This is a genomic window from Microcoleus sp. D3_18_C2 (genome assembly GCF_036702395.1).
In the GTDB taxonomy this organism is placed as follows: Bacteria; Cyanobacteriota; Cyanobacteriia; order Cyanobacteriales; family Microcoleaceae; genus Microcoleus.
Map to the genome: position 1 here is coordinate 1 of NZ_JAUBTG010000056.1, position 22,399 is coordinate 22,399.

General features: G+C 45.6%; 21 protein-coding genes. 10 read left to right on the forward strand and 11 right to left on the reverse strand.

From position 1 onward, the window contains the following. Window positions 1-573: 573 nt before the first annotated feature. Window positions 574-792, reverse strand: a complete 219-nt coding sequence (locus QUA88_RS24215; RefSeq protein ID WP_333055486.1) for a hypothetical protein — start codon at window positions 790-792, stop codon at window positions 574-576. 886 nt (window positions 793-1,678) lie between these two features. Between QUA88_RS24215 and scpB the strand changes: the two genes are divergently transcribed. Both scpB and QUA88_RS24225 read left to right on the forward strand, forming a co-directional pair. Then, window positions 1,679-2,194, forward strand: a complete 516-nt coding sequence (gene scpB / locus QUA88_RS24220; protein ID WP_333055484.1) for an SMC-Scp complex subunit ScpB — start codon at window positions 1,679-1,681, stop codon at window positions 2,192-2,194. 42 nt (window positions 2,195-2,236) lie between these two features. Further along, window positions 2,237-2,584, forward strand: a complete 348-nt coding sequence (locus QUA88_RS24225) for a DUF760 domain-containing protein (RefSeq protein WP_015177249.1) — start codon at window positions 2,237-2,239, stop codon at window positions 2,582-2,584. A 325-nt stretch (window positions 2,585-2,909) separates the two neighbouring features. Here QUA88_RS24225 and QUA88_RS24230 read toward each other — a convergent pair whose 3' ends face one another. Further along, window positions 2,910-4,130, reverse strand: a complete 1,221-nt coding sequence (locus QUA88_RS24230) for an HhoA/HhoB/HtrA family serine endopeptidase (protein WP_333055483.1) — start codon at window positions 4,128-4,130, stop codon at window positions 2,910-2,912. A 313-nt stretch (window positions 4,131-4,443) separates the two neighbouring features. On the opposite strand from QUA88_RS24230, the gene QUA88_RS24235 reads away from it, so the two are divergent. Further along, window positions 4,444-5,358 carry a M23 family metallopeptidase gene (locus tag QUA88_RS24235; RefSeq protein WP_333274252.1) on the forward strand — a complete coding sequence of 305 codons (915 nt, stop codon included), beginning with the start codon at window positions 4,444-4,446 and terminating at the stop codon, window positions 5,356-5,358. A 298-nt stretch (window positions 5,359-5,656) separates the two neighbouring features. Here QUA88_RS24235 and QUA88_RS24240 read toward each other — a convergent pair whose 3' ends face one another. Next, a complete protein-coding gene (locus tag QUA88_RS24240) occupies window positions 5,657-5,830 on the reverse strand; it encodes a hypothetical protein (RefSeq protein WP_333208985.1) in 174 nt (57 codons plus the stop codon). Between the two features lie 336 nt (window positions 5,831-6,166). Then, window positions 6,167-8,566, reverse strand: a complete 2,400-nt coding sequence (locus QUA88_RS24245) for a calcium-binding protein (protein WP_333055480.1) — start codon at window positions 8,564-8,566, stop codon at window positions 6,167-6,169. A 130-nt stretch (window positions 8,567-8,696) separates the two neighbouring features. Here QUA88_RS24245 and QUA88_RS24250 point away from each other — a divergent pair, with 130 nt between their 5' ends. Continuing rightward, window positions 8,697-9,263, forward strand: a complete 567-nt coding sequence (locus tag QUA88_RS24250; RefSeq protein WP_333055479.1) for a hypothetical protein — start codon at window positions 8,697-8,699, stop codon at window positions 9,261-9,263. Window positions 9,264-9,364: 101 nt separating this feature from the next. On the opposite strand, the gene QUA88_RS24255 is transcribed toward QUA88_RS24250, so the two are convergent. The 3 genes from QUA88_RS24255 to purS all read right to left on the reverse strand — a co-directional run bounded on the left by QUA88_RS24255 (window position 9,365) and on the right by purS (window position 11,665). Beyond that, a complete protein-coding gene (locus tag QUA88_RS24255) occupies window positions 9,365-10,168 on the reverse strand; it encodes a DUF4058 family protein (RefSeq protein ID WP_333055478.1) in 804 nt (267 codons plus the stop codon). Window positions 10,169-10,360: 192 nt separating this feature from the next. Beyond that, window positions 10,361-11,062, reverse strand: coding sequence for a phosphoribosylformylglycinamidine synthase subunit PurQ (purQ, locus tag QUA88_RS24260; protein ID WP_333055477.1), 702 nt, complete (start codon window positions 11,060-11,062; stop codon window positions 10,361-10,363). 318 nt (window positions 11,063-11,380) lie between these two features. After that, window positions 11,381-11,665, reverse strand: a complete 285-nt coding sequence (gene purS, locus QUA88_RS24265) for a phosphoribosylformylglycinamidine synthase subunit PurS (protein WP_333055476.1) — start codon at window positions 11,663-11,665, stop codon at window positions 11,381-11,383. A 143-nt stretch (window positions 11,666-11,808) separates the two neighbouring features. Here purS and QUA88_RS24270 point away from each other — a divergent pair, with 143 nt between their 5' ends. Further along, the gene (locus tag QUA88_RS24270; protein ID WP_333055475.1) at window positions 11,809-12,201 is read left to right on the forward strand and encodes a Fur family transcriptional regulator; all 393 of its coding nucleotides are present in this window, start codon (window positions 11,809-11,811) and stop codon (window positions 12,199-12,201) included. A 439-nt stretch (window positions 12,202-12,640) separates the two neighbouring features. Here QUA88_RS24270 and QUA88_RS24275 read toward each other — a convergent pair whose 3' ends face one another. From QUA88_RS24275 to QUA88_RS24285, 3 genes are all read right to left on the reverse strand, one after another. Then, window positions 12,641-14,851, reverse strand: a complete 2,211-nt coding sequence (locus tag QUA88_RS24275; protein ID WP_333263603.1) for a peptidase domain-containing ABC transporter — start codon at window positions 14,849-14,851, stop codon at window positions 12,641-12,643. Window positions 14,852-14,986: 135 nt separating this feature from the next. Next, complete coding sequence (locus tag QUA88_RS24280) at window positions 14,987-15,169, reverse strand: hypothetical protein (protein WP_333055473.1); 183 nt, start codon at window positions 15,167-15,169, stop codon at window positions 14,987-14,989. A 169-nt stretch (window positions 15,170-15,338) separates the two neighbouring features. Next, a complete protein-coding gene (locus QUA88_RS24285) occupies window positions 15,339-15,566 on the reverse strand; it encodes a secretion protein HlyD (RefSeq protein ID WP_333055472.1) in 228 nt (75 codons plus the stop codon). Window positions 15,567-15,953: 387 nt separating this feature from the next. On the opposite strand from QUA88_RS24285, the gene QUA88_RS24290 reads away from it, so the two are divergent. The 5 genes from QUA88_RS24290 (at window position 15,954) to QUA88_RS24310 (ending at window position 21,730) form a co-directional block, all read left to right on the forward strand. Beyond that, complete coding sequence (locus QUA88_RS24290) at window positions 15,954-17,153, forward strand: HlyD family efflux transporter periplasmic adaptor subunit (protein WP_333055471.1); 1,200 nt, start codon at window positions 15,954-15,956, stop codon at window positions 17,151-17,153. 152 nt (window positions 17,154-17,305) lie between these two features. Continuing rightward, a complete protein-coding gene (trpS, locus tag QUA88_RS24295) occupies window positions 17,306-18,316 on the forward strand; it encodes a tryptophan--tRNA ligase (protein WP_333234038.1) in 1,011 nt (336 codons plus the stop codon). Between the two features lie 110 nt (window positions 18,317-18,426). Continuing rightward, window positions 18,427-19,317, forward strand: coding sequence for a methylenetetrahydrofolate reductase (locus QUA88_RS24300; protein ID WP_333263606.1), 891 nt, complete (start codon window positions 18,427-18,429; stop codon window positions 19,315-19,317). Window positions 19,318-19,420: 103 nt separating this feature from the next. Further along, a complete protein-coding gene (locus QUA88_RS24305; RefSeq protein ID WP_333263609.1) occupies window positions 19,421-20,020 on the forward strand; it encodes a Uma2 family endonuclease in 600 nt (199 codons plus the stop codon). Between the two features lie 63 nt (window positions 20,021-20,083). After that, a complete protein-coding gene (locus QUA88_RS24310) occupies window positions 20,084-21,730 on the forward strand; it encodes a mucoidy inhibitor MuiA family protein (RefSeq protein ID WP_333208992.1) in 1,647 nt (548 codons plus the stop codon). Window positions 21,731-21,821: 91 nt separating this feature from the next. Here QUA88_RS24310 and QUA88_RS24315 read toward each other — a convergent pair whose 3' ends face one another. Continuing rightward, a complete protein-coding gene (locus QUA88_RS24315; protein ID WP_333208994.1) occupies window positions 21,822-22,313 on the reverse strand; it encodes a YajQ family cyclic di-GMP-binding protein in 492 nt (163 codons plus the stop codon). Window positions 22,314-22,399 lie beyond the last annotated feature (86 nt).

Sequence of the window (22,399 nt, forward strand, 5' to 3'; positions counted from 1 at the left end):
TAATAGACCGAGGGCTTGACCTCTCTTTCTACATGGTGATGATGATGACTTAATTCTCTGCAGTCTTCAGGGTTTTTTACCCTTATTTTTTTTCCGTCTCTACAAAGACGCAGTGGGATCACTGGGATACTATTCCTTTTTCCGTTGTTAAAACTCCGGGTTGCTAATCTGAGGGAATAGGAGCTGATTGCGTCTAATTTTCATCAATTCCGCAATAGGTGCATGGCAAAGCTCCCTCCCTACTCCCTCCGCTTCGCTGCGCCCACGATTTACCGTATAATCATTCAAAAGCTACTATGACGGCGTTGCGATCGCCTCGACGACCGTAAGGCTACCGATCTATTTCGGAATTCCCATAAGCTTGAGCTTGTGTCCTTGTAAAATCGCACAACTATCAGCAACTCTAAGCTAAAGCTATTAAAAATATTAAAGTTTTATAATATTAAAGTTTTGAGAAAGTTTTGAGGCGGTCGTCACAAGGGTAACTTTTTTCAAGATTATAGCCTCCTGTTTTACAGTCCTTAAACATTGCTTCGATACCACTGCGACATTTAAACGCTGTTACAGCTTGTTTCAATTTGGCGATATTGGTGAGTCAATACCAGTCTTCATCTTCGCCACTATTTCGATATTTTCGTTGCCCATAACCAGCGACATCAAAACAGCCCAATCCTTGCTGCTGATTTTAACTCCTGTCACATAAAAGCTCGTACCTGCGACTAAACCACCCTCACTCAACCGCTTAAATTCTTCTCCTTCTTCTTGAATATAGCGTCCCTGTTTTACTCTCAAAACACACCTTATGTTCTTTTCACACAGCCCACTTGCCAGCTTAACGATCGCAAATTCAGGCGTTTCCTAAAAGGACCATTTTATATTTTTTTAGCAGACCAAGAATGGGGCAGATTAAGCTTTGTTGTTCTCGGATGTTGCTACAGCCACAGCGAAGGCAATATCTGCTACTACAACGGTAAAGCTCTCTTGTCCCCAATCAGGCTAATCATCAACATATTTTATCTCGCCACTGCGTTCTATCAATGGCGACATTCAACTCTTGTTTCTTTTTAAATTGAGTTCTCCAGATATATTTAAGCACAGGAAACCAAAGCTTTTCAATCTTGAGGATAGGTAGCTTGAGAAACCGTTGAATAGAACGTCGTCGGCTCTCAAACATGATTGGGTATGGCATCAATTTCGCCAATAACTCCATACTCACTTGTTTATGGGTTGGGAGCAGAAAAACTCAAATAGTCACAGTCAAGTATTCGGTGTTTTTGAGCTGCTGTTGGAAACAAATTTGGTATGATTGAGGTAACATTTTTAACTGATGGGGCTTCTTAACAAGACTGACCCCATATTTTTTTACCAAAAATCGGTTCTAGCCCCGTCATCTGTATTGGTTGATATATTTTACCATAAGCTCAGGAGAGCTAGAAACGTTATATATTCCTGCGTCTCGGATTGATATAAAAAAAGAAAATTAATAGTGTAGGTTTTGTTTCTCAACCTAACCTACACTATTAATAATTTGTGTAAGGGGAATGTTTATTCCTAACTCTCATTCTTCACGACACGGAAGTTACGGAAATACGGATAACTGTTGTTTTCCTGATTCCTTCTTCTTTTTTGCTTATTCCTTCTTCTTTCAACCTCCCAATTCCTCGTTACTAATTCCCAAATGACTCGCTTAGCCACAACAATAGAAGCCATACTTTACCTAAAAGGTCAGCCAGTGTCGATCGCAGAAATTGCCGAGATTGCCAAGTGCGATCGAGCCGAAGCCGAAGACGCCATCATCGAACTCATGTCTGACTCGTCCCACCGCGACAGTGCATTAGAAGTCGTCGAAACCCCCACAGGATACAGCCTGCAACTCAGAGAAGAGTTTGCCAGTTTAATGCAAACTTTAATACCTCCAGAATTAGGTGTGGGAGCTTTGCGAACGCTGGCTGCGATCGCCCTCAAAGGCGGCATCGCTCAGCCAGACTTAGTTAACTTGCGAGGTTCAGGCGCTTACCAACAAGTGCAGGAACTTGTAGAGATGGGTTTCGTCCGCAAACGGCGACCGAGTGAGGGGCGGTCATATTGGTTACAAGTTACCGAGAAATTTCATCGGTACTTTCAAGTAGACCAACTGCCAAAACAATTGCAACTTGACTTTCAGGCAAATTTGTACCCAAGCAATGACGAGTAGTTTGAAGTAGAATGTAACCAGCCAGAAATTAAGAATCGCCAAATGGTTTTTCACCCTGACTTTGACACATCCAATGCCCAACAAACCGCAGTCAATCCACTGCTGAAGTACCTCCAACACCAATCCCCGGAGGTTCTAGCCCGCGTCGCCAAGTCTGTGAGCCCCGACATCAGAGAAATAATCTCTCATAACGTTCAAGGACTTGTCGGCGTTTTGCCTTCCGAAAATTTTAACGTCGAAATTACCACGGATCGCGAAAACTTAGCAGGTTTGCTAGCTTCAGCGATGATGACAGGCTATTTTTTGAGGCAAATGGAGCAAAGGATGCACCTAGAAGAAAATTTAGCAAGCACCAGCTCGATTAAACCAAACTCACCCAAAGACAAGTAAAAAAATCAACGGGTTGGGGAAGCAAGAAAGATGAAAGTTGTTCAGAAAAATCCATAATCCTGAATCATGGAGGCACAGGGAATTAAGAAACCGGGCTGTTAACCGGCTATCCCTCGCGCTACACCGAGGATTTTGGTAAAAAAACCCGGTTACTGCTTCTAGGACTATAAAGCATCAGATTCATCTTCCATCCTCCACCCTTGCAACTAATACCAATTTAAAAAAAGAATGCAACTGCTGATAAGCTCCAAATCCTTATGCAGTAAGTCATTCTTAATTATTTAATCGAAAATCGAAAATCGAAAATCGAAAATCGAAAATGGTATTACCCACCGGCGGAGCTACCCGATAGGGGAAAAGCACCCGGACGTACTTTAATATTCTGAACTTGACCCAAACGGTTAATTTCCAGTTCGAGTTCTTTGCCCACAACCGTGTTTTCCACCCGTTCTTGCACGTCACCGGGAGTGTTAACCGCAATTCCGTCAACTTTTTGAATGACATCTCCGGGACGCAAGTCTGCTTTTTGAGCGGGGGAATTTTCCACGACTCGCGCCACGGCTACGCCTTGATCGAGGGTAATTTTATTATTATCGAGCTGTTTGTTGAGTTCTGCCTTGGTGGCGGCAGTCAAGCTGACCATTTGAATGCCGAGATAGGGATGTTCGGCTTTACCTTTGGCGAATAGCTGATCGGAAACTCGTTTGGCGGTTTCGATCGGAATTGCAAATCCCAAGCCTTGAGCGTCCGCGCGGATAGCGGTATTGATGCCAATTACTTCGCCTTGGTCATTCAGCAGCGGGCCACCAGAATTGCCGGGGTTGATGGCAGCATCGGTTTGGATGAAGCGGACTCGCTTGTCGGGGATGCCGACTTGGGAACTCGATCGACCCGTAGCGCTGATAATGCCCACAGTCACGGTATTGTCGAGACCTAAAGGATTGCCGATCGCGATCGCCCACTGTCCCGGTACAATATTGTCCGATCGACCCAAAGCCACCTGCGGCAGTTCCTTAGCATTAATCTTAACCACAGCCACATCCGTCAGCGGATCGACTCCCTGCACCTTACCCTCAAACTCGCGGCCGTCTTTGAGCGTCACCTTAACAGTATCAGTCCCGGAGACAACGTGAGCATTAGTAACGATGCGGCCGTCAGAAGTGAGAATAAACCCGGAACCGGTACCTCTCTTGACTCGTTCTTCCGGCTGTGGCAAATTCTCCCCAAAAAACCGACGAAACAAAGGATTTTTGAATGCTTCCGGCACTTGATTCGCCACCTTGCTTGATGCGTCAATCCGCACTACAGCCGGGCCGACTTTTTCCGCTGCTTCAGCAATAAAATTGGGATTGCTGCGATCGACTGCCCGATTTTCCTGAACTGAAGGAGAGGGATACGGGGGGATTTGCTGGCGTACTACTGGCAAAACCAATCCGGTTTCCAGATTGTTTGAGCCTTGCAGATAGCGATTTCCCAACCATCCCATACCTCCGCCGATTGACAGCAGAGTCACATAAAGGGTCGCTTGCTTAAAAGATAAACTCATTTAATAACTCCCGCTAAATACCTCATCCCCGCAGACAGGTTCCGAATCAAGCATTTTTGTCTTGGCGACGGGAAGGAAGCGGGGCGGGGCGTACCGCTTCCTCAAGAACATAGCTGTTAACAGGCAGGCGCCCATCGGCATCACAGGCAATTTTGCCGGATTTGCCAAGAGCGAATCAAACTAATAATTCTCATCCTAACTTGGCTTAGCCTGGGATTTACAGTCTGGGGGGTGGCTAGAGCTTGTAAATATGCAATTTTACAGGATTTTAAAATTGTCAACTGTCCGAAATGAATACTTTTTTATGTACATAATGACTTTTAAACGCTTATTTCCGCTGATTTTTGCACTAATTTGGTCGATCGCACCCGTTGAGAAAACGGCGGCAAATACCGAAATCCCACCTGCAAATCTTCCTTTAGGTACACCTGTAGAAAACCCCGACCCCGCCCGCGATTGCCCGAGTCCGGCTATGTCTCGGTTGCGTCGCCACACTGTGGCCCAGGGCGAGACAATAGAAAGCATCGCGCGGCAGTACAATGTGATTCCTGCGGCGCTGATCGGGATAAATCCGACGTTGCGGGGCGGTGGAGTATCTGCTGGAAGTGCGATCATCATTCCTCCGTACAGTGGCATCGAGGTAGAAGTGCCTGCAGGCTCGAATTGGCAAAAACTGGCAGAAGCTTACAAAGTGCCCGCAGATTTGCTATTTGAGGCGAACGGGTGCAGGCCGTTGGGGAAAACGGTGTTTGTGCCTGCGGTGAATAGGTCGATCGGGCCTTCTATCAATCCCGATGCAACGCCATCGGTGCAAGGATTTCCGCTGCCTGCCCCAGCAGTAGCAGCTTTGCGTTACGGGCGGCAATTGCATCCGGCGCGGCGCGAATTTTTTTTCCACAGCGGCGTAGATTTTTTGGCGTCGGAGGGTACGCAGGTTTTGGCTGCAGGCGAGGGGACTGTCGCCTTTGCCGGGCCGCAGGGGGATTACGGGAATTTAGTGGTGGTGAACCATGAAGCGGGGAAGCAAACGCGCTACGCTCATTTGAAAGATATTGCGGTCAAAGTCGGTCAAAAAGTGGAGTCTGGAGAAGTTTTGGGAACTGTCGGGACGACGGGAAAACGGGACATTCCGCCATCTCATTTGCATTTTGAAGTTCGGTACAATTCGGGTTTGGGTTGGGTTGCTGAAGACCCGCTGCTTTATTTGCAAGCGACTATTAAAAAATAGGATTGTTAGTGTGCTGGGGGGTGACAACCCGCCCCAAATCCAGACTGGATAAGGATTGATTTGTGTTGTGGTTAAAAAAGATAGGCAGCAGAATTATTACACGATTGCCTATCCCAAAAAATATTTTACCAACATTTTACCAGGCTCAATTACAAAAACAACTGACGCAAACCCCGTTTATTTTACTCACAATCTTTTTGAACCTGATACAATCTGAGAAACAAGTAACGATCGCACTAATCGGGTTTCCATTAATCACTTATTGGTGAACAACTTATTGCCCGATCGCACATTTCTCTCAAATTCGATCGCCCATCAACCAAAAACTCGATCGCCCGTTTCCCAAAAAGTCGATCGCCCATAAACCAAAAATCCGATCGCACATTTCTCTCAAATTCGATCGCCCTGAAACCGAGTGAAAATTTGTCTGCTTTGTGACACAGCCCGCCGGGGGTTGAAACCCCCGTCTCATAGCTAAAGTCGGTTGAAACCGACTGAAAATTCGCATGAAACCGATACACATCAACTAACTCTTCAGTCCTCTTTCAGAGGACTTTCGCTATGAGACAGGGGTTTCAACCCCTGGCGGACTCGGCAACGAACCAACTAGCCCCAGGCGCGGAAAAACTAAGGGACTAACAAATCAAATTCGATCGCCCATCCACAAAAAACCCGATCGCCCATCAACCAAAAATCTGATCGCCCATCAACCAAAAATCCGATCGCCCTTAAACCAACTCCACATCACACTGAAATTCCAAATGATGACTGTAGGGGCGGTGCCCCCGTGCCCGCCCGACTATATCCATTATCGCCGCCGTGTCAAACCCTCTACAGAACTAACCGTATAGACATTAGGTAAAAAGTCAACATTTGGACCTGAAGCTCCTAGAAGATCGAATGATTGTGGACGATAATTAACAGTATCAAATAGTTCTCCTCCCGCTCCATTCCCAATCGAAACTTCTAATAAATCCTCCCGGCTTGCACTACCCGGCCCTCCTAGCTCTGTGCCGATATTGGTTAAAATGAAATTAAACTCGCCTTGACCTTTTTTATCTTCTGGAATTAGAAAACTGTTAAGTCCAAGACCTTTTTGAGCAGCACCCGTGATATCTATATTTCTGCTATTGTTGTCTGGATTCGAGTATTTGACATTCAGGTTAGCAGTCCCCTGATAAGGGATAGCAGAAGGTTTTACCTCTATTTTTAAGAAGGGAGTGGATGGTGTTGGTGGAGGCGTTACAGGAGTAGTCGAAGGTTCATCGCAGAAGTCTAGCCCCAGATTCTTTCTGAACGTCTTCATTATTTCGCCACTCTTAGCTCCAGTTATATTAGCAACATTGTTGTAAAGCCCAGAGGTAAAGTTATAAGCAGTATCTTTTGCGAAATCCTCTACTTTGCCGAATAGCTCGTTGACATATCCTTCTCCTATTTTTTGGGTTATCCGACGACCCACCGTGCTATTGATTGCAGACCGAACTGCTTGTCGTGTTACCTTTAATGCACCTGCTTGCAGAGGACGAAGAGCGTTAAGTGGTTTAAGTAGTTTGTTGAAAGGAATCTGACCATAGACTGCTTCTGCTAGATCTTTGTCTTCACCATACAGGGCGACGCAAGCAAGGTCTAACACTTTCACACCAAGGGCAAGCGCTCCTAAAACACCACCTACCGATCCTCCTATTAGTGCACTAGCACCTAATGACACTGGAGCTATTGCGAAACCAACTCCTGTAGAGATCGTAGCTGCTAGAGCAAGTCTGTCAGAGACATCATTTTTTTCCAGAATGTTACAGAATTCCTCACCACGTTCACAGGGTGTTTTTTGATTTGATGTGGTTGTCGGCGTGGTTGGTATTTGATTGGGCGTGCCACTTGGGTTGACTACGGTATCGATTGTTTCCTCACGACCGCTGGCATCTTGCTGCTTGAGAATAATCGAGCCGTCATCTTGCCGATCGAAAATTGATTTGCTGGTCGATCCTTGAATTTGACTCTCAATGCGCTTACCGTCAGCACTCATGGTAAGGGTGTGAGCGGGCATACTGCTTTGAGGACCTGGTTGGTAGCGCAACTCACGAGCGCTGATTTCATCACTTGATCGCTTAATATTGACAACATATTGACTGCCATCGCTGCCGTTCAAAATGAAATCATAGGTATTCGGCCCGGTACTGCGGACAACTGGTGCTTCATAGGTAACAGTCTCTCCTGGGAGGGCGGGATTAGCATCCAGATTAACGAAGCGACCGCGTAAATCGTCAGGTGCCGCTCCCTGAACAACTCCCAATACTGAATTGGTGGCAGCAACACGAATAATCGTACTCGATCGATTGTTGGCGACCGTTGGTTGGAGAACTAAATCTGCCTCGGTGAGATCGAGATCGATACCAATGAAATCTTCGCTTTTATTAAAGTCTGTCAGAATGTCTGCCTCGCTCACGACAGACGTAGCCGTATTAGAGCGCAGCACGAAGGCATCGTTTCCAGAGCCACCCGTTAGTGTATCAATGCCAAAATCGCCTATGAGCAGATCGTTACCAGTTTCACCGTTGAGAAGGTCATTCCCAAGACCGCCCCGCAAAACATCGTTACCTTCGTCGCCAAATAGCGTGTCGTCTCCCTGATTGCCATTTAGAGCGTCTACGCCCGTTCCACCGCGCAATATGTCGTTGCCCTCGCTACCGCTAATAGCGTCATCGCCTTCGTCGCCCGCGATCGTATCCGCACCGACACCGCCGGAGAGCAAATCGTCACCAGCACGACCGGAGATGAAGTCGTTTCCTGCGTTACCATTCAAAAAGTCTTGTGCGGCAGAGCCTTCTAGGGTATCGTTACCCCCCAGGCCGAGGATACCTTGGATATACTGACCTGACAGATCGGGTGTCGCCGTAAACAGGTCGCCACTCTCAGATAAGCGAAAAGCCCGACCATCGCTGACTTGAGAAGCCGATCGCCCGATATCCCCATCAACACTACCGGAGATAAAGTCCTTTCCCGTGTTACCATTCAAAAAGTCTGGCGCGATCGAACTTTCTAGCGTATCGTTGCTTCCCAAGCTAAAGATATTCTGGATATTCTGAGCATTCGATACCGTCTCTTGAGTGGTGGCTTTTTTCGAGCCACAGCCGCAATCCGCTTGATTCTTGGCGCTGCTACCGTTCAATATGTCATCGTTCTTGTCCAGCAAAGCTAAATTGTCAGGCATATACTGTTGCTTTGTGTTGGTGATTTAAGAAATCTACCTCACCTGTCTCATCTATGTCATGGCTGAAAAAGCCCGAAAAAGACTGAAAAAGCCCGAAGTTTCCTTAACTTTATATTTCTTCACTTAACCCATGCAGCCCAACGACGATCGCCCGTTGCAAGCCGTCCCTGACGATAACGAATTGCTGAAATTGGTCGATGGTCTAATATTTGAAAAAACAGGTAAACATCTCAACACGCTACAGCAGTTAGTGTTGCAGGGAATGTATGATGGCAAAACCTACGAAGCGATCGCCCGCGACACCCGCTACACTACAAAATATGTCCGAGAAGTCGGCTACAAGCTACTCAAAAGTCTCTCCGCAGTGATGAATGAAGAGATGCAAAAAGGCAATCTCAAAGCTGCGATCGATCGCAGAAATATTAGCAATACCTCAAACTTCGGCAGAGATTATATTCAATACGTCGAATACGTCCACACCCTCAATCTCAACCCCTGTCCTTCTTTGCCTAGCAAATCTAACAACGAATACGCCACTGAATCCAGCAGATTCACAACTCAGATCGAACGGCTCGAAATTGATGTAGCTGATGTCGTTTGTAAGTTGCACAGTCAAGGTATCGAACCCTGCAAAATCGCTCAGTTGCTTGGTCTGCCAGATGTGACGATAGAAACAATATTGCGTGAATTATCATAGCTAAGATGCGAGATATTTGTAGGGTGCGTCGCTGGGAGATTTTCTAGTTGATTTAGAGATTGTCGATCGCGACTAACCCTAGGATATAAAGTAAAATATAATTAATTATCTCGAAGTTCTTTTTCTTGCAAAAGTTGGGTAGCCCAAACCCGATCTTCTTCCGATAGAGACGGTACGGGTTCTCGCTCGTAATCGATCCGATAATCATAGCCAGCGCGATCGTAAACACCTGCAAATAATTCTGGTAAGTTAACAATAGGTTCTACATCTTCCTCGCGCAAGGGAAGCGGAAATATAGGTAGAGAATCGCGAAGATTAAAAGCATAAAGTTCGGCAAACGGACGGCGATTACTGGGACTGACCAAAACCCGATAATCGCTTTGAATAGAATTATTAAGAATGGGCATAGATTCCCATTTTCGTAGTAAATCGATTTCGACTAAATTGGTTAAACTACCTAAAATACTCTGGCGTTTTTTCAGATAAGTAATTCTTCCTTCTCCACTACGTTTGTTGACAGGAGAAAGAATCTCAATTGCAGTGACAACTTGTTTCGTTGCCATTTCTCGCACTTCCAAGTAAGTCTGTTTAATTTTTTCAGGAGCAGGCACTTTAACAGTAGTCGGAAGTGTTATACTTACAGTGGCAACTGAACCTGTAGGAATATTCGGGTTATTAGATTGACGCTTAATCGCGACATCGGGGATACCTACTAAAAGGGAGTCGCTGTTACTGTCATTTGGATCGGTAATTTCATAGATTCGTTTGTCGATTGCAACCTCATATTTAGGCCGAATTTGAGGCATGATGGTATCAGCGATCGCGATAATCAATCGATTGTGAGTTTCCTGCCAGAAATCGGGGTGTTCTAAGTAGGGGTCCATTCCAGGAAAAGGTGAAGGCATAGGACTGTTCTCCGATGTATTGACTCTCAAATCATTTTAGCATTTTAAATTTTGTAGGGTGCGTCGCTGCGAGATTTTCGAGTGTCCCTCAAAAGTAGGGACACGGCAATGCCGTGTCCCTCCAAAAGCAATGCCGTGTCCCTACAAGAGCGACGCACCCTACGGTATCTACAACAATGTCGTAAATATCAACTACAAAACAGCCGCCACAGTAGCCATCAGCAACCCTTGAAACAATTTGACCCCATCAGTTTCGCCCAACATCGGATCGGAAGCCCTCTCAGGATGCGGCATCATTCCTAATACATTGCCTTGGCGATTGCAAATACCGGCAATATTATTTAACGAACCGTTGGGATTCCCAGCATCGCTAATTTTGCCCGCCTCTGTGCAGTAGCGAAACAGCACTTGCTCGTGCTCTTCTAGTTCTGCTAATGTATCCGCATCAGCATAATAATTGCCTTCACCGTGGGCGATCGGCAAATCGATGATTTCACCCGTAGTATAAGCCGCAGTCCAACGAGTATTACCGCGTTCGACTTTCAAAGAAGCGCGATCGCAAATAAAATTCAATCCCGCATTCCGCACCAGAGCACCGGGCAACAAACCAGCTTCAGTCAACACCTGAAAACCGTTGCAGATGCCTAATACAAGCTTTCCTTGTTTAGCGTGTTCCGCCGTAGCCCGCATCGCCGGAGAAAAACGGGCGATCGCGCCGCACCGCAAATAATCTCCGTAACTGAAACCACCGGGAATTACAATGATATCAATATCCGAAATATCGGTATCTTCGTGCCAAATCATGCGAGTTGGTTGGTGCAGTAACCCTTGAGTCACCCACACCACATCGCGATCGCAATTTGAACCCGGAAAAACAATAACTCCAAATTTCATAAGCTCAAGGAAGAAGGAAGAAGGAAGAAGGAAGAGGGAAGAAGGAAGAAGGAAGAAGGAAGAAGGAAGAGGGAAGAAGGAAGAGGGAAGAGGTGTAAACTTAAGACTGAAATCTTATGTTTCTCTCGCTTGTATCTAAGTCTCGATCCCCCTAAATCCCCCTTAAGAAGGGGGACTTTGAGTGTTCCGAATCCCCGCTTTTTAACGAAGACTGTGAATGCTCTTGTCCCCGCTTTTTAGCAAAGACTTTCAGAACCCTCTTGTCCCCCCCTTATTAAGGGGGGTTAGGGGGGATCGAAGAGCTACGGGCGATCGAATTTAGGCCGCCGCTGTCTCCACAGCAACAGGAATTTCAGTCAAATCAAAGCGATAATTTTCAATCACTGGATTGGCCAAAAGTTGGTCGCAAACGCGATCGAGTTGTTCGCGGGCCTGGGACTCACCAGCAGCAGTCAGCGTCAATTCAACGTATTTCCCGATTCGCACACGCTCAACATTGTCGTATCCCATGTGTTGCAAACCAGACTGTACGGCAGTGCCGGCGGGATCTAAAACAGAAGGGCGGAGGGTAACATAGATTTGGGCAAGATATTTCTGAGTCACGGGAATGTTGCGGTAGGTGATGTGAAAGTTAGCCCCATTGTATTCTACAACCGAGCTGCGCGCCGATCGCCATTTGGTTCGCCCAAGTAAGATAGCCTAGAAACAGGGACAGATGTGATTCCAGCAGATTACACAAAAAAATTATGAGAACCAACCGCACCCGCAGTCAGGAGCGTATTTTACACTTGCTCAAGCACTTGAATCGATCGCTCTCAGCGCAAGATATCTACTTAGAACTGCGTAACAGCGACCAAAGCATGGGCCTAGCAACCGTTTACCGTTCCCTCGACGGTTTAAAGCGAGAGGGGTTCGTTCACGTCAGAACTCTCGCTAGTGGCGAGTCTCTCTACGGTGCCGCCCACCAAGACCAACACCACCTAACTTGTCTGGAATGTGGCGCGTCCATTACGATCGACGAATGCCCCGTCCACCACTTAGAAAGCCAACTACAACAATCTCATTCTTTCAAGATTTATTATCACACTTTGGAGTTTTTTGGATTGTGCGATCGATGTACTTTGGCTCAAGAATCTTAGGAGCGCGAATTAAATAACTTACAATTTTAATTGTTATTGTGGGATGGGCGTCCCGCCCGTCCACTCATGACGGGCGGGACGCCCATCCCACTTTCAAGAGTGGAAGTTATTTAATTCTCATTCCTTAGAGAAGTTATTAGTCATGAGTGATATCAATTCCGGTTGCACGAGCGAAATGATTGTTGACTGTTGATTGCTGAGTGTTGACCGAAAGCATCCAGGATACCCGCCACGTGATTCATTCCGAAAGCAGACTCAGGACCGGTGAAATAAAAAACCTGTATCCGATAAAGGAGCCCCCGAATTTATCGGTGGGGTCAATGCTTCAATTCTTTAATCTAAAATCTAAAATCTAAAATCGATTGACTGGGTGTTAAACCGCCGAGGCTGGTTTTGTTTGTGTAGGGACAGATTTCAACCTGTTGTTTTATTAACTAGCTCAAGGATGCAAAAACTCTAAATGGTCTCCTGGAATCGATCGCAATTTTGCAGCCGAGCCTTGCATTTTCAACCTACCCCGTTCTAACATGATAATCCAATCGGCGCGATCGATCACTCGCGGCCTGTGACTGATAAAAATCGTCGTTTTCCCGTGCCGATACATCAACAACTGTTCTAAAACTTCCGCTTCGCTTGCGGGGTCAAGCCCTGCGGTAGATTCGTCTAAAATCAATACGGGTGGGTTGTTGAGAATGGCGCGGGCGATCGCCAATCTCTGTCTTTGTCCGCCAGAAATATTCGCTCCAAACTCCCCTAAAACAGTTTGATATTTATCCGGCAATTGGCTAATAAATTCATCCGCGCCCGCAATTTTACACGCTTTCACAATCTGTTCAAAGCTGATATCTGGACTGCCCAATCGAAAATTTTCTAGAATCGAACGGCTCCAAAAATGCGCTTCTTGGGGAACCAATACTACCTGCTGTCTGAGACTGTCAAGAGACAAATCCTGCAAGTTGTAACCGCCTATTCTAATATTACCAGCTTGCAGCGGGTACAGACCAGCAATTACTTTGGCTAGCGTACTTTTTCCGCAGCCGGAATGGCCGATTAAAGCAATTGCTTGACCGCCGGGAAATGTGACAGAAAAATTTTCCAGCAAATCAAGTCTGCCGGGGTAGTGAAAATTAACACTCTTGCAAACAATACCGTCGCGGTCTTGAATAGTTACAAAAGGTTTATTCGTATTGTCTTTAGTTTCCGGTTCAGCATCGATCACTTCCGACAGCCTTTGAGTTGCTGTCTGCACGCGAGTCATTTCATCAGTAAATCCTACTAGCGAATTTACCCAATTAGTAACGTTTTGATTCATACTAATAAACGCTAGCAACTGACCGATACTCAATACCTTGTCAATCACTAAACCGCTACCAAGCCACAGCAGAGTAATGCTGCCAGCAGAGGCAACAAAACTCGAAAATATATTGTTGAGAATGCCAATTTGTGTAGTGCGGAAAGTCAGCTTTGCTAAGCGACCGAAGCGGGTTTGAAATTCTTCCCAAAGTTGCTGGCCGCTGCTAGTAGTTTTGACCGTCAGCGCGCCTTTAAAAGTTTCTACTAAAACGCCTTGAGTTTCGGCTTCCAACACCAATAAACTGCGCGTTTTTTGCTGCAATGCGGGCAGAAATACCACTGTAGAGGCAGTCATTAACAGAGCTATAGCTGTAGCGGCTAACGTCAGCTCCTTGCTGTAAAATAACATAAAAATAAAAGAAACTACAGCTATAAAAAATTGACTAGGCAAGCTGATAGCGACTTGAGAAACTAATTTATTGATTTCTTGGATATCTTGTAATCTACTGACAATTTCGCCACTGCGTCTAGTTTCGTAAAAACTCAAAGGCAATCGCAGGAATTTGCGCGCGAATTCCATCACCAATCCCAATTCTAAACGCTGGGAAAACTGAGCAATTAAGTTCGATTGTACCAATCCTAAACTGCTGCTAAAAAGGTTCATAACTATAACTGCGATCGCCACGCTTGCCAGGAGTTGTCTGTCTCCCCGCACCAGGATGTCGTCGGTGAGCATTTGAACTAGAAAAGGCGAAGAAATCGACAGCAAACCCAACACCACATTCAGCAAAAATGCTTCCATTAAAATCGGGCGATAAATCCCAATCCGGCGCATCCATTTTTGTAAGGAATTGGCGGGCGGTTGGCCCTCTGCGGCCGCAAAAAAACGCTCAGCATCGGGTTCTACTAGCAAGCACAGCCAATCTGTCCAACCTGCTGCTAATTCTTCTTTGGAAACATAGCGCATACCAACAGCCGGATCGCCGATCGCATATTGGTTGCCCTGTTTTCCGTACAAAACAACCCAGTGAGAGCCGCTCCAGTGAATAATCATCGGTAGAGGGGCATCATCGAGCTTGTCTAAAATTGCAGCGGCTGCTCGCACCGATCGAGCATTAAAGCCGATCGCCTCAGCACCTTGTTTCAAGCCAAGTAAACTCGTCCCTTTTTGGTCGGTGCCCGCACATTCTCGCAAGCGGCTAATAGTAAAATTTTGTCCGTAAAATTTCGCGATCGAAGCCAAACAAGCCGCCCCGCAATCTTCTTCGCTCTGCTGGAGAACAACCTGATATTTCTTAAACCTGTTAACTTGTCCGAATAATGGCACTTTGCCGATCAAAGGGATGTTCTTTAACATTTTGCAAAATGAATAATGGTAGAGCATAAAGAAGATTACTCATCACCAACTACCCAATCAGCAAAAAGCACCCATAAAGTTATGGGTGCTTTCTCGATTCCACAGTTATAAATCTGAATTGACTAGCACTAAACTTTAGTAGTAGGCGTAGCGGACTACTCTTCTGTATGAACCGTCGTAATTCCGGCGGTACACGACCCAACTGCGCCGCTGCCGGTGACAATTGTATCGATTGGCATAATAGTGACCGCCGTTGACGCTAGCTGATTCTTCAGATGTAAGTTCAGCAAACAGTGAATTGTCCTTTGTTTCTTTCATGATTGGACTCCGTTTAACTTAATAAAATTGAAGGAAAACTAGAAATATTATTTAATTTCTAGACCCTAGTGTAAATACTGAGTAATACTTCTTGTGGTTCTGTACGACCTCCGGAATACTACTGATAAAATTTCAAAATTTACTCGATCGCACAACTTGACTCAGCTATCTAAACCACTAGGGTTGGGTAAGGGCGATCGCGGCTCGGATCGTACAGATAAAACTGCCTAGGCGGTGGCAGGAAAAACAGCATATTCAGGCCATAGCTGCTGCTGTTATCCGTCTCGCTGTTGTTATTAGCGCTACTAACACCGCTGGTAATGCAGCCACCGTTGACAGTAGCAGATTCTCCATCGGTTAGTTCGATGAAGAGTGAACCTTGTTGGTTTTCTGGCATAAATAACTCCTATTGATACCTATGTACTTACTTACTACCTACGCATACAGTAAAAACCCGGTAACAGCGCCAAAAGTTATGGCGGAAACGCCGTATTTTCATGACCGCGAATTTCTTCATGTGATACCCGCCACGTGATTTATCCGTGCAATCAATCCCAAATCGAAAATCCTCAAGAAAGAGCATTTATCTCGCGCAAGTCAATCCAAAATCTAAAATCTAAAATCTAAAATCGAATGACAGTAGCCCGCTGGCTTCACTCCTCTTGATATTTGGCGAACTTTGTGGGTGGGAACGGCAAAGCTGTGCGGATTTTTACCTTTACCCTGTGAATTTTGATTTAGACTTCTAAACCTATTCTTGGTTTCCGGAAAGGTGAGAGTAAAAGTGACAAAAGAAATCAGCGATCTCTCCCTCTTCCCCAACTCAAAACTCCAAACTCCAAACTATTCCCCTCTCCCCCTTGCCGCCATGTCTCTGACTCCCGAAGCCACACCCGCTGAAACCTTTGATAACGACCAGTTTTTGCCCCCTGTCAGCCGCTGGACGACTTTGGGGGGCATTTTGATGGTGGCGACCTTTGGCGGGGCGATCGCCCTTGCTAGCGTCACCAAATACAGCGCTACAGTCAAAGCAGACGCGATCGTCCGTCCAGCCGGAGAAGTGCGCGTCGTGCAAGCAGCCACCGAAGGAACCGTCGAAAGCATTGCTGTCAGCGAGAATCAGAGAGTACAAGAAGGAGATGCGATCGCAGTTGTAGATGCTTCGCGTTTGGGCGCTCAACAACAGCAGTTACAAGAAATAATTAATCAGTCTCAAACCACAGCACAGCAAATCAACCAGCAACTTCGCGACTTAGAAAATCAAATTTTGGCCAGCGCCCAATTTAAAAGCATCCAAAGTGAAACTTCCGCCCAACAGGAATTAATCGAATCCGCTTTAGTAAAAATCGCCACACCGCTGCCGGATGTCGCCGAGAGACTGGGCCGAAGTCGGCGGGTTTTGCTCGTCAAGCGATCGTCCATTCAACAACAATTAATTCAAGCTAAAAAAGAACTAAATCAAATTGAGTTAAAACTCGAAAATAGCGTGATCCGCACGCCCACGGATGGTACAATTCTCAGATTGGAAGTACGAAATACTGGTCAAACCGTACAAGCCGGCAGTGCGATCGCCCAAATCGTCCCCAGCGACGTACCCCTGGTAGTCAAAGCCAAGGTGACATCCCAAGACATCGCCCGCATCCAAATCGGTCAACCCGTACAGATCAGGATTTCGGCTTTACCTTTCCCCGATTACGGCACATTAAAAGGCACTGTCAGCGAAATCGCCCCAGATGCGATCGCCCCTCAAAATCCCACTAATAATTTAGGTACAGCTTATTACGAAGTGGCAATTAAGCCCGAACAAACTTATTTAACAAAACTCAAATCCGCCAACGGCCAATTCTTCGGCAACCCCCAGGCTAATGTCCCCCGCCAGTATTCGATTCAATCGGGAATGGAAGGCAGAGCCGATATTATTACCGGCGAAGAAACTATTCTGACATTTGTTTTGCGGAAAGCAAGGTTGCTGACAGATTGGTAATTAGTCAGTTGTCAGTTGTCAGTCGTCAGTTGTTAGTTGTCAGTCAACAGTCAGCAGTCAGCAGTCAGCAGTCAACCGCCAGAAAATTAGTGGCTCTGAAATTGAAATAACGTGTCAATATAGAAATGTGAGTTCAATTCTATTCTTTCCTCATGGGCAAACAGCGCGTTCTTTCAGGAGTTCAGCCAACCGGCAATCTTCACCTCGGCAATTATCTCGGTGCCATTCGCAACTGGGTAGAAAATCAAAGTCAGTACGAAAATTACTTCTGCGTAGTCGATTTGCACGCCATTACCGCACCGCACAATCCAGCAACTCTAGCCTCCGACACTTACACGATCGCCGCACTCTATTTAGCTTGCGGCATCGATTTAGAATATTCTACTATTTTCGTGCAATCCCACGTCTCGGCGCACACAGAACTAGCATGGCTGCTCAACTGTATTACGCCGATTAACTGGCTCGAAGATATGATTCAGTTTAAAGAAAAAGCAGTTAAACAAGGCGAAAATGTCAACGCTGGTTTGCTAAATTATCCGGTGTTAATGGCAGCAGACATTTTGCTTTACGATGCCGACAAAGTGCCAGTGGGAGAAGACCAAAAACAGCATTTGGAACTCACCCGCGATATTGTCATCAGATTAAATCACCAATTCGGCACACCCGAAAAGCCCGTATTGAAACTTCCCGAACCCTTAATTCGGACTGACGGTGCGAGGGTGATGAGTTTGACAGATGGCACGCGCAAAATGTCGAAATCTGACCCTTCCGAACAAAGTCGAATTAATTTATTGGATTCGCCAGATGCGATCGCTAAAAAAATCAAGCGCTGCAAAACCGATGCCGTGCGCGGTTTGACTTTTGACGACCCCGATCGCCCCGAAGCTAGAAATTTGCTGACACTTTATCTCCTGCTTTCCGGCAAATCTAAGGAAGAAGTAGCCACAGAATGTGAAAACATGGGTTGGGGAGATTTTAAACCCTTGCTGACAGAGACGACAATTAATGCCCTCAAACCAATTCAGGATAAATACAAGGAAATAATCGACGATCCGGGATATTTAGAGTCTGTACTACGTCGTGGAAGAGAACAAGCAGAAGCTATTGCTAATCAAACTCTAACTAAGGTTAAGACAGCTTTCGGTTATTCTTTACCTGTTTAGTGGTTTGTGGTTAGTTGTTATTGGTTACTGGTTAAGAATAACAACTGCCAACTGTCAACTAACAACTGTCAACTGTCAAATAACAAATAACCAATAACAGAAAAATAATCATGAACCGTTTTCGCACAGCCTGCACCACCCCCGGAGAATTTATAATTACCGCCGAAGTGGCCCCGCCAAAAGGTGGCGACATGACTCACACAATTCAAATGGCCCAACGCCTCAAAAACAGAGTGCACGCCATTAATATCACCGACGGGAGTCGCGCAGTGATGCGAATGTGCCCCCTAGCAGTTTCGGCAATTTTAGTGCAGCACGGAATTGAGCCAATTTGTCAAGTTGCTTGTCGCGATCGCAATCAAATTGGCCTGCAAGCCGATCTCATGGGAGCCCACGCTTTAGGCATACGCAATGTATTAGCACTGACAGGCGATCCCGTCAAAGCGGGCGACCATCCTAAAGCAAAAAGTGTATTCGACTTGGAATCAGTACGACTGTTGCAAGTCATTCAAAAAATGAATGGCGGCAAAGACTGGAATGACAAACCTTTAACAGACGGATTTACCGATTTATTTGTCGGTGCTGCCGTCGATCCGCAATGCCCCAGTTGGTCTGGTTTACAAAGTAGATTTGAGAAAAAAGTAGAGGCTGGAGCACAGTTTTTTCAGAGTCAATTAATAACAGATTTTGAACTTTTAGATAAGTTTATGCACAATATTGCTGCGGGCTGCAACAAGCCAGTTTTAGCAGGAATATTTTTGTTTAAATCAGCTAAAAATGCTGAATTTATTAAAAAATACGTGCCGGGAGTTCACATCCCACAAGAGACGATCGATCGTTTAGCAAAATCTCCAGAACCCTTGCAGGAAGGCATAAAAATTGCTGCCGAACAAGTCAAGCTAGCGCGGCAGATTTGTCAAGGAGTTCACATGATGGCCGTCAAACGAGAAGATTTAATTCCTCAAATTTTGGATTTGGCGGGAATCGAGCCACTAAGCTAAAATTAACCCACGGGGCGGGTTTGAGCAACCATCAATGTTCTAAAACTAACGATCTCGTAAACCCGCCCACCCCGCTACCATTTTGAACATCAATAAAAAAATCATGCTTCAAACTGTAGACAATCCAACAATTTCTCCTGCGGCCGAACAGCGTTTTACTTGGCGCGGTTTGACATGGCATCAATTCAAAGCAATTCAAGCTAGTTTTGAAGACGTGCCGAATGTACGCTTATTTTATTGTGATGGAGTTCTAGAAATTGTGGGAATCAGTAAACCTCACGAGGCAATTAGATGTCTGATTGCAGCGCTACTGAGCAATTTTTTTCAATTTAATAGAATACAATTTTTTCCGAGTGGCAGTTACAGTCAAATTGTTGAGGGGAAAGTCGAGTATCAGGCAGATTTGTCTTATTGTTTCGGAACAGATAAAGATGTTCCCGATTTGTGTATTGAGGTAGTCATTACTAGCGGTAGTCCGATTAAACTTCAGAAATATCGACTGATGGGAGTCCCGGAAGTCTGGTTTTGGGAAGATGGCACTCTAGAGCTTTACCATCTGCGAGAGGAAGGTTACGATCGCATTGCTAGCAGCGAAATACTGCCGGAGTTAGAGTTGTCTTTGCTGAAGCGCTGTATTTTGTTTGCTTCGCCTTTGGATGCGCTTGAGGAATTTTCTAGAGGAATGGGCGATCGGGAAAATTAATCGACCAACTACTTTTGAAATAGCTCGATCGACTAAACGGTTATTAAATAGGAGCAACTGGCAATGACTGACTCAGAAATACTTAATTCTGATACCATTAAAACACTAAATACTAGCATATCCGAAGTTACAGTTTACACCGATCGCGCTTTGGTGACGCGCCGCGGTACGGTATCTCTGACGGGAAACGAGCGAGAATTGGCGATCGCCTCTGTACCCGCAACCCTCGACACAGAGTCAGTCAGGGCCACGGGTGCGGGTACAGTTGCAGTGCGATTGCTGGGAGTGCGAACCGAAACAGTGTTTAGCAGCGAACCAGTGGGCGATCGCACCGCCGAATTAACCCAACAAATTCAGGAGTTACAAACCCAAAGACGGGGAATTAACGACAAAATAACCGCCAGAAAAATTCAGCTCAAATTTGTGGAAGGTTTGAGCGAAAAAAGCGTCGGATTCTTTTCCAGCAGCATCGCCAAACAGCAGGTAGGTTTAAACGAAACTGGCGAATTGCTCAACTTTTTAGGAACTAATTACCTAAAATACATAAGTGCGATCGCCCAACACGAAAAACAGCAGCGCGAATTAGACAAGCAAATAGAAGCTTTGCAGCAACAGTTGCGCCAAGTACAAACTCCCCATTCTCAGCAAAGCTTTAACATCATTGTTGCCATTGAACCCAGCGGCATCGGCAATTTTGAACTAGAAGTTTCCTATGTAGTCATGCGAGCCCGTTGGACTCCCCTTTACGACTTGCGAGTCAACACTAACAACAACCAAATTAATCTCAATTACCTAGCCGAAGTCAATCAAAATACAGGCGAAGATTGGACGGGAGTAGCGCTGACTTTATCTACAGCAAAACCCGGAATGGGAATGCTACCCCCCAAATTAGAATCCTGGTATATCGATATTCTTCGCTCAAAATCGCCTCCAGCAGAATTTCACAGAGCGGGAATGACAAGAAGTATGGCATCATACGATTCTAAATCAGGTGCAAACGAAGTAGCATTAGCCATGATGACTGAGCCTAGTGTTTCTGCAGCACCCGAACCCATAGAAGCTCAAACCGCCACAGCCCAAATATCGAAAGAAGGCGGCACCGTCTCATTTCAAGTAGGCGGAAATACCAAGATTCCCAGCGACGGCACACCGCACAAAGTTACTATTTTCGGCGAAAATTATCCGTTTAAACCTGAATATATAGCCGTCCCGCGATTAGTCAGTTTTGCCTATTTGCAAGCAGTTGTTGTGAATCCGCTGACAGGTGCAACTCTGCTTCCCGGTAAAGCAAATATCTTTCGCGATAACACTTTTGTCGGCAGTTTGCAGTTAGAAAATGTTTCCCCCGGCCAAGAATATAAACTGAATTTAGGAATAGATGAACGGTTAAAAATAGAGCGGGAATTAGTAGAAAGACAAGTAGATAAAAAACTGATCGGTCAGCAGAGGCGCACGAGTTACGCTTATCGCTTAAATGTGACAAACTTGCAGCAGGTGCAGGTACACCTGACACTACAAGAGCAATTGCCAGTCAGCCGCAATGAACAAATTAAAGTGCGATCGACTCTCACTAATCCGAAGATAGTAGCAGGTGAAATGGGACTGCTAGAATGGATAATGTCTCTGCCGCCGCAAGCAAAGCAAGAGTTATATTACCAGTTTGTTGTCGAACATCCTCCCGACTTAACTGTCACGGGTTTAGATATTTAATATTAAGTAGGTAAAAAGTTGTTTCTAATCAGGACTAAAGTCCTGATTCGTCACCACGTATGAGGACTGAAGTCCCGATAAACTATCAAATTTACCTGTAATTGGTAAACTGCAAAGCCATCGGATAGTCTTCTTGCTTCAAGCGTTGAATCACCAACTGCAACTCATCCTTATCCTTAGCCGAAACCCGCACTGCATCACCTTGAATCGAGCCTTGAATCTTTTTAAACTCATCTCGAATTAATTTAGTGATTTTCTTGGCAATTTCCTGGTCAATCCCTTTTTTCAGTTTGATTTCTTGGCGTACTCTAGTACCACTAGCAGCTTCAATTTTCCCATAATCAAAAATTTTCAGAGACAAATTGCGCTTGGCGGCTTTAGTTTGCAAAACAGTGTGAATTGCGTCGAGAGTAAATTCGCTGTCCGTATTGACAGTAATTGCTTCAGCGCCCAATTCTAGAGTGGTTTTTGTATCTTTCAAATCGTAGCGGCTTTGAATTTCCCGCACAGTTTGGTCAACAGCATTGACTAATTCTTGCCGATCGAACTCGCTGACAATATCAAAGGAATAACTAGCAGCCATAAATTAGTAATTGGTAATGGGGCATTGGGCATTGGGCATTGGGCATTGGGCATTGGCCAAACAGGGCATTGGGCATTAACAACTAA

Coding starts and splice junctions, on each gene's coding strand:
- scpB (WP_333055484.1), top strand. CDS start 1,679: ATGACTCGCTTAGCCACAACAATAGAAGCCATACTTTACCTAAAAGGT.
- QUA88_RS24225 (WP_015177249.1), top strand. CDS start 2,237: ATGGTTTTTCACCCTGACTTTGACACATCCAATGCCCAACAAACCGCA.
- QUA88_RS24230 (WP_333055483.1), bottom strand. CDS start 4,130: ATGAGTTTATCTTTTAAGCAAGCGACCCTTTATGTGACTCTGCTGTCA.
- QUA88_RS24235 (WP_333274252.1), top strand. CDS start 4,444: ATGACTTTTAAACGCTTATTTCCGCTGATTTTTGCACTAATTTGGTCG.
- QUA88_RS24240 (WP_333208985.1), bottom strand. CDS start 5,830: ATGAGACGGGGGTTTCAACCCCCGGCGGGCTGTGTCACAAAGCAGACA.
- QUA88_RS24245 (WP_333055480.1), bottom strand. CDS start 8,566: ATGCCTGACAATTTAGCTTTGCTGGACAAGAACGATGACATATTGAAC.
- QUA88_RS24250 (WP_333055479.1), top strand. CDS start 8,697: ATGCAGCCCAACGACGATCGCCCGTTGCAAGCCGTCCCTGACGATAAC.
- QUA88_RS24255 (WP_333055478.1), bottom strand. CDS start 10,168: ATGCCTTCACCTTTTCCTGGAATGGACCCCTACTTAGAACACCCCGAT.
- purQ (WP_333055477.1), bottom strand. CDS start 11,062: ATGAAATTTGGAGTTATTGTTTTTCCGGGTTCAAATTGCGATCGCGAT.
- QUA88_RS24270 (WP_333055475.1), top strand. CDS start 11,809: ATGAGAACCAACCGCACCCGCAGTCAGGAGCGTATTTTACACTTGCTC.
- QUA88_RS24275 (WP_333263603.1), bottom strand. CDS start 14,851: ATGTTAAAGAACATCCCTTTGATCGGCAAAGTGCCATTATTCGGACAA.
- QUA88_RS24280 (WP_333055473.1), bottom strand. CDS start 15,169: ATGAAAGAAACAAAGGACAATTCACTGTTTGCTGAACTTACATCTGAA.
- QUA88_RS24285 (WP_333055472.1), bottom strand. CDS start 15,566: ATGCCAGAAAACCAACAAGGTTCACTCTTCATCGAACTAACCGATGGA.
- trpS (WP_333234038.1), top strand. CDS start 17,306: ATGGGCAAACAGCGCGTTCTTTCAGGAGTTCAGCCAACCGGCAATCTT.
- QUA88_RS24300 (WP_333263606.1), top strand. CDS start 18,427: ATGAACCGTTTTCGCACAGCCTGCACCACCCCCGGAGAATTTATAATT.
- QUA88_RS24305 (WP_333263609.1), top strand. CDS start 19,421: ATGCTTCAAACTGTAGACAATCCAACAATTTCTCCTGCGGCCGAACAG.
- QUA88_RS24310 (WP_333208992.1), top strand. CDS start 20,084: ATGACTGACTCAGAAATACTTAATTCTGATACCATTAAAACACTAAAT.
- QUA88_RS24315 (WP_333208994.1), bottom strand. CDS start 22,313: ATGGCTGCTAGTTATTCCTTTGATATTGTCAGCGAGTTCGATCGGCAA.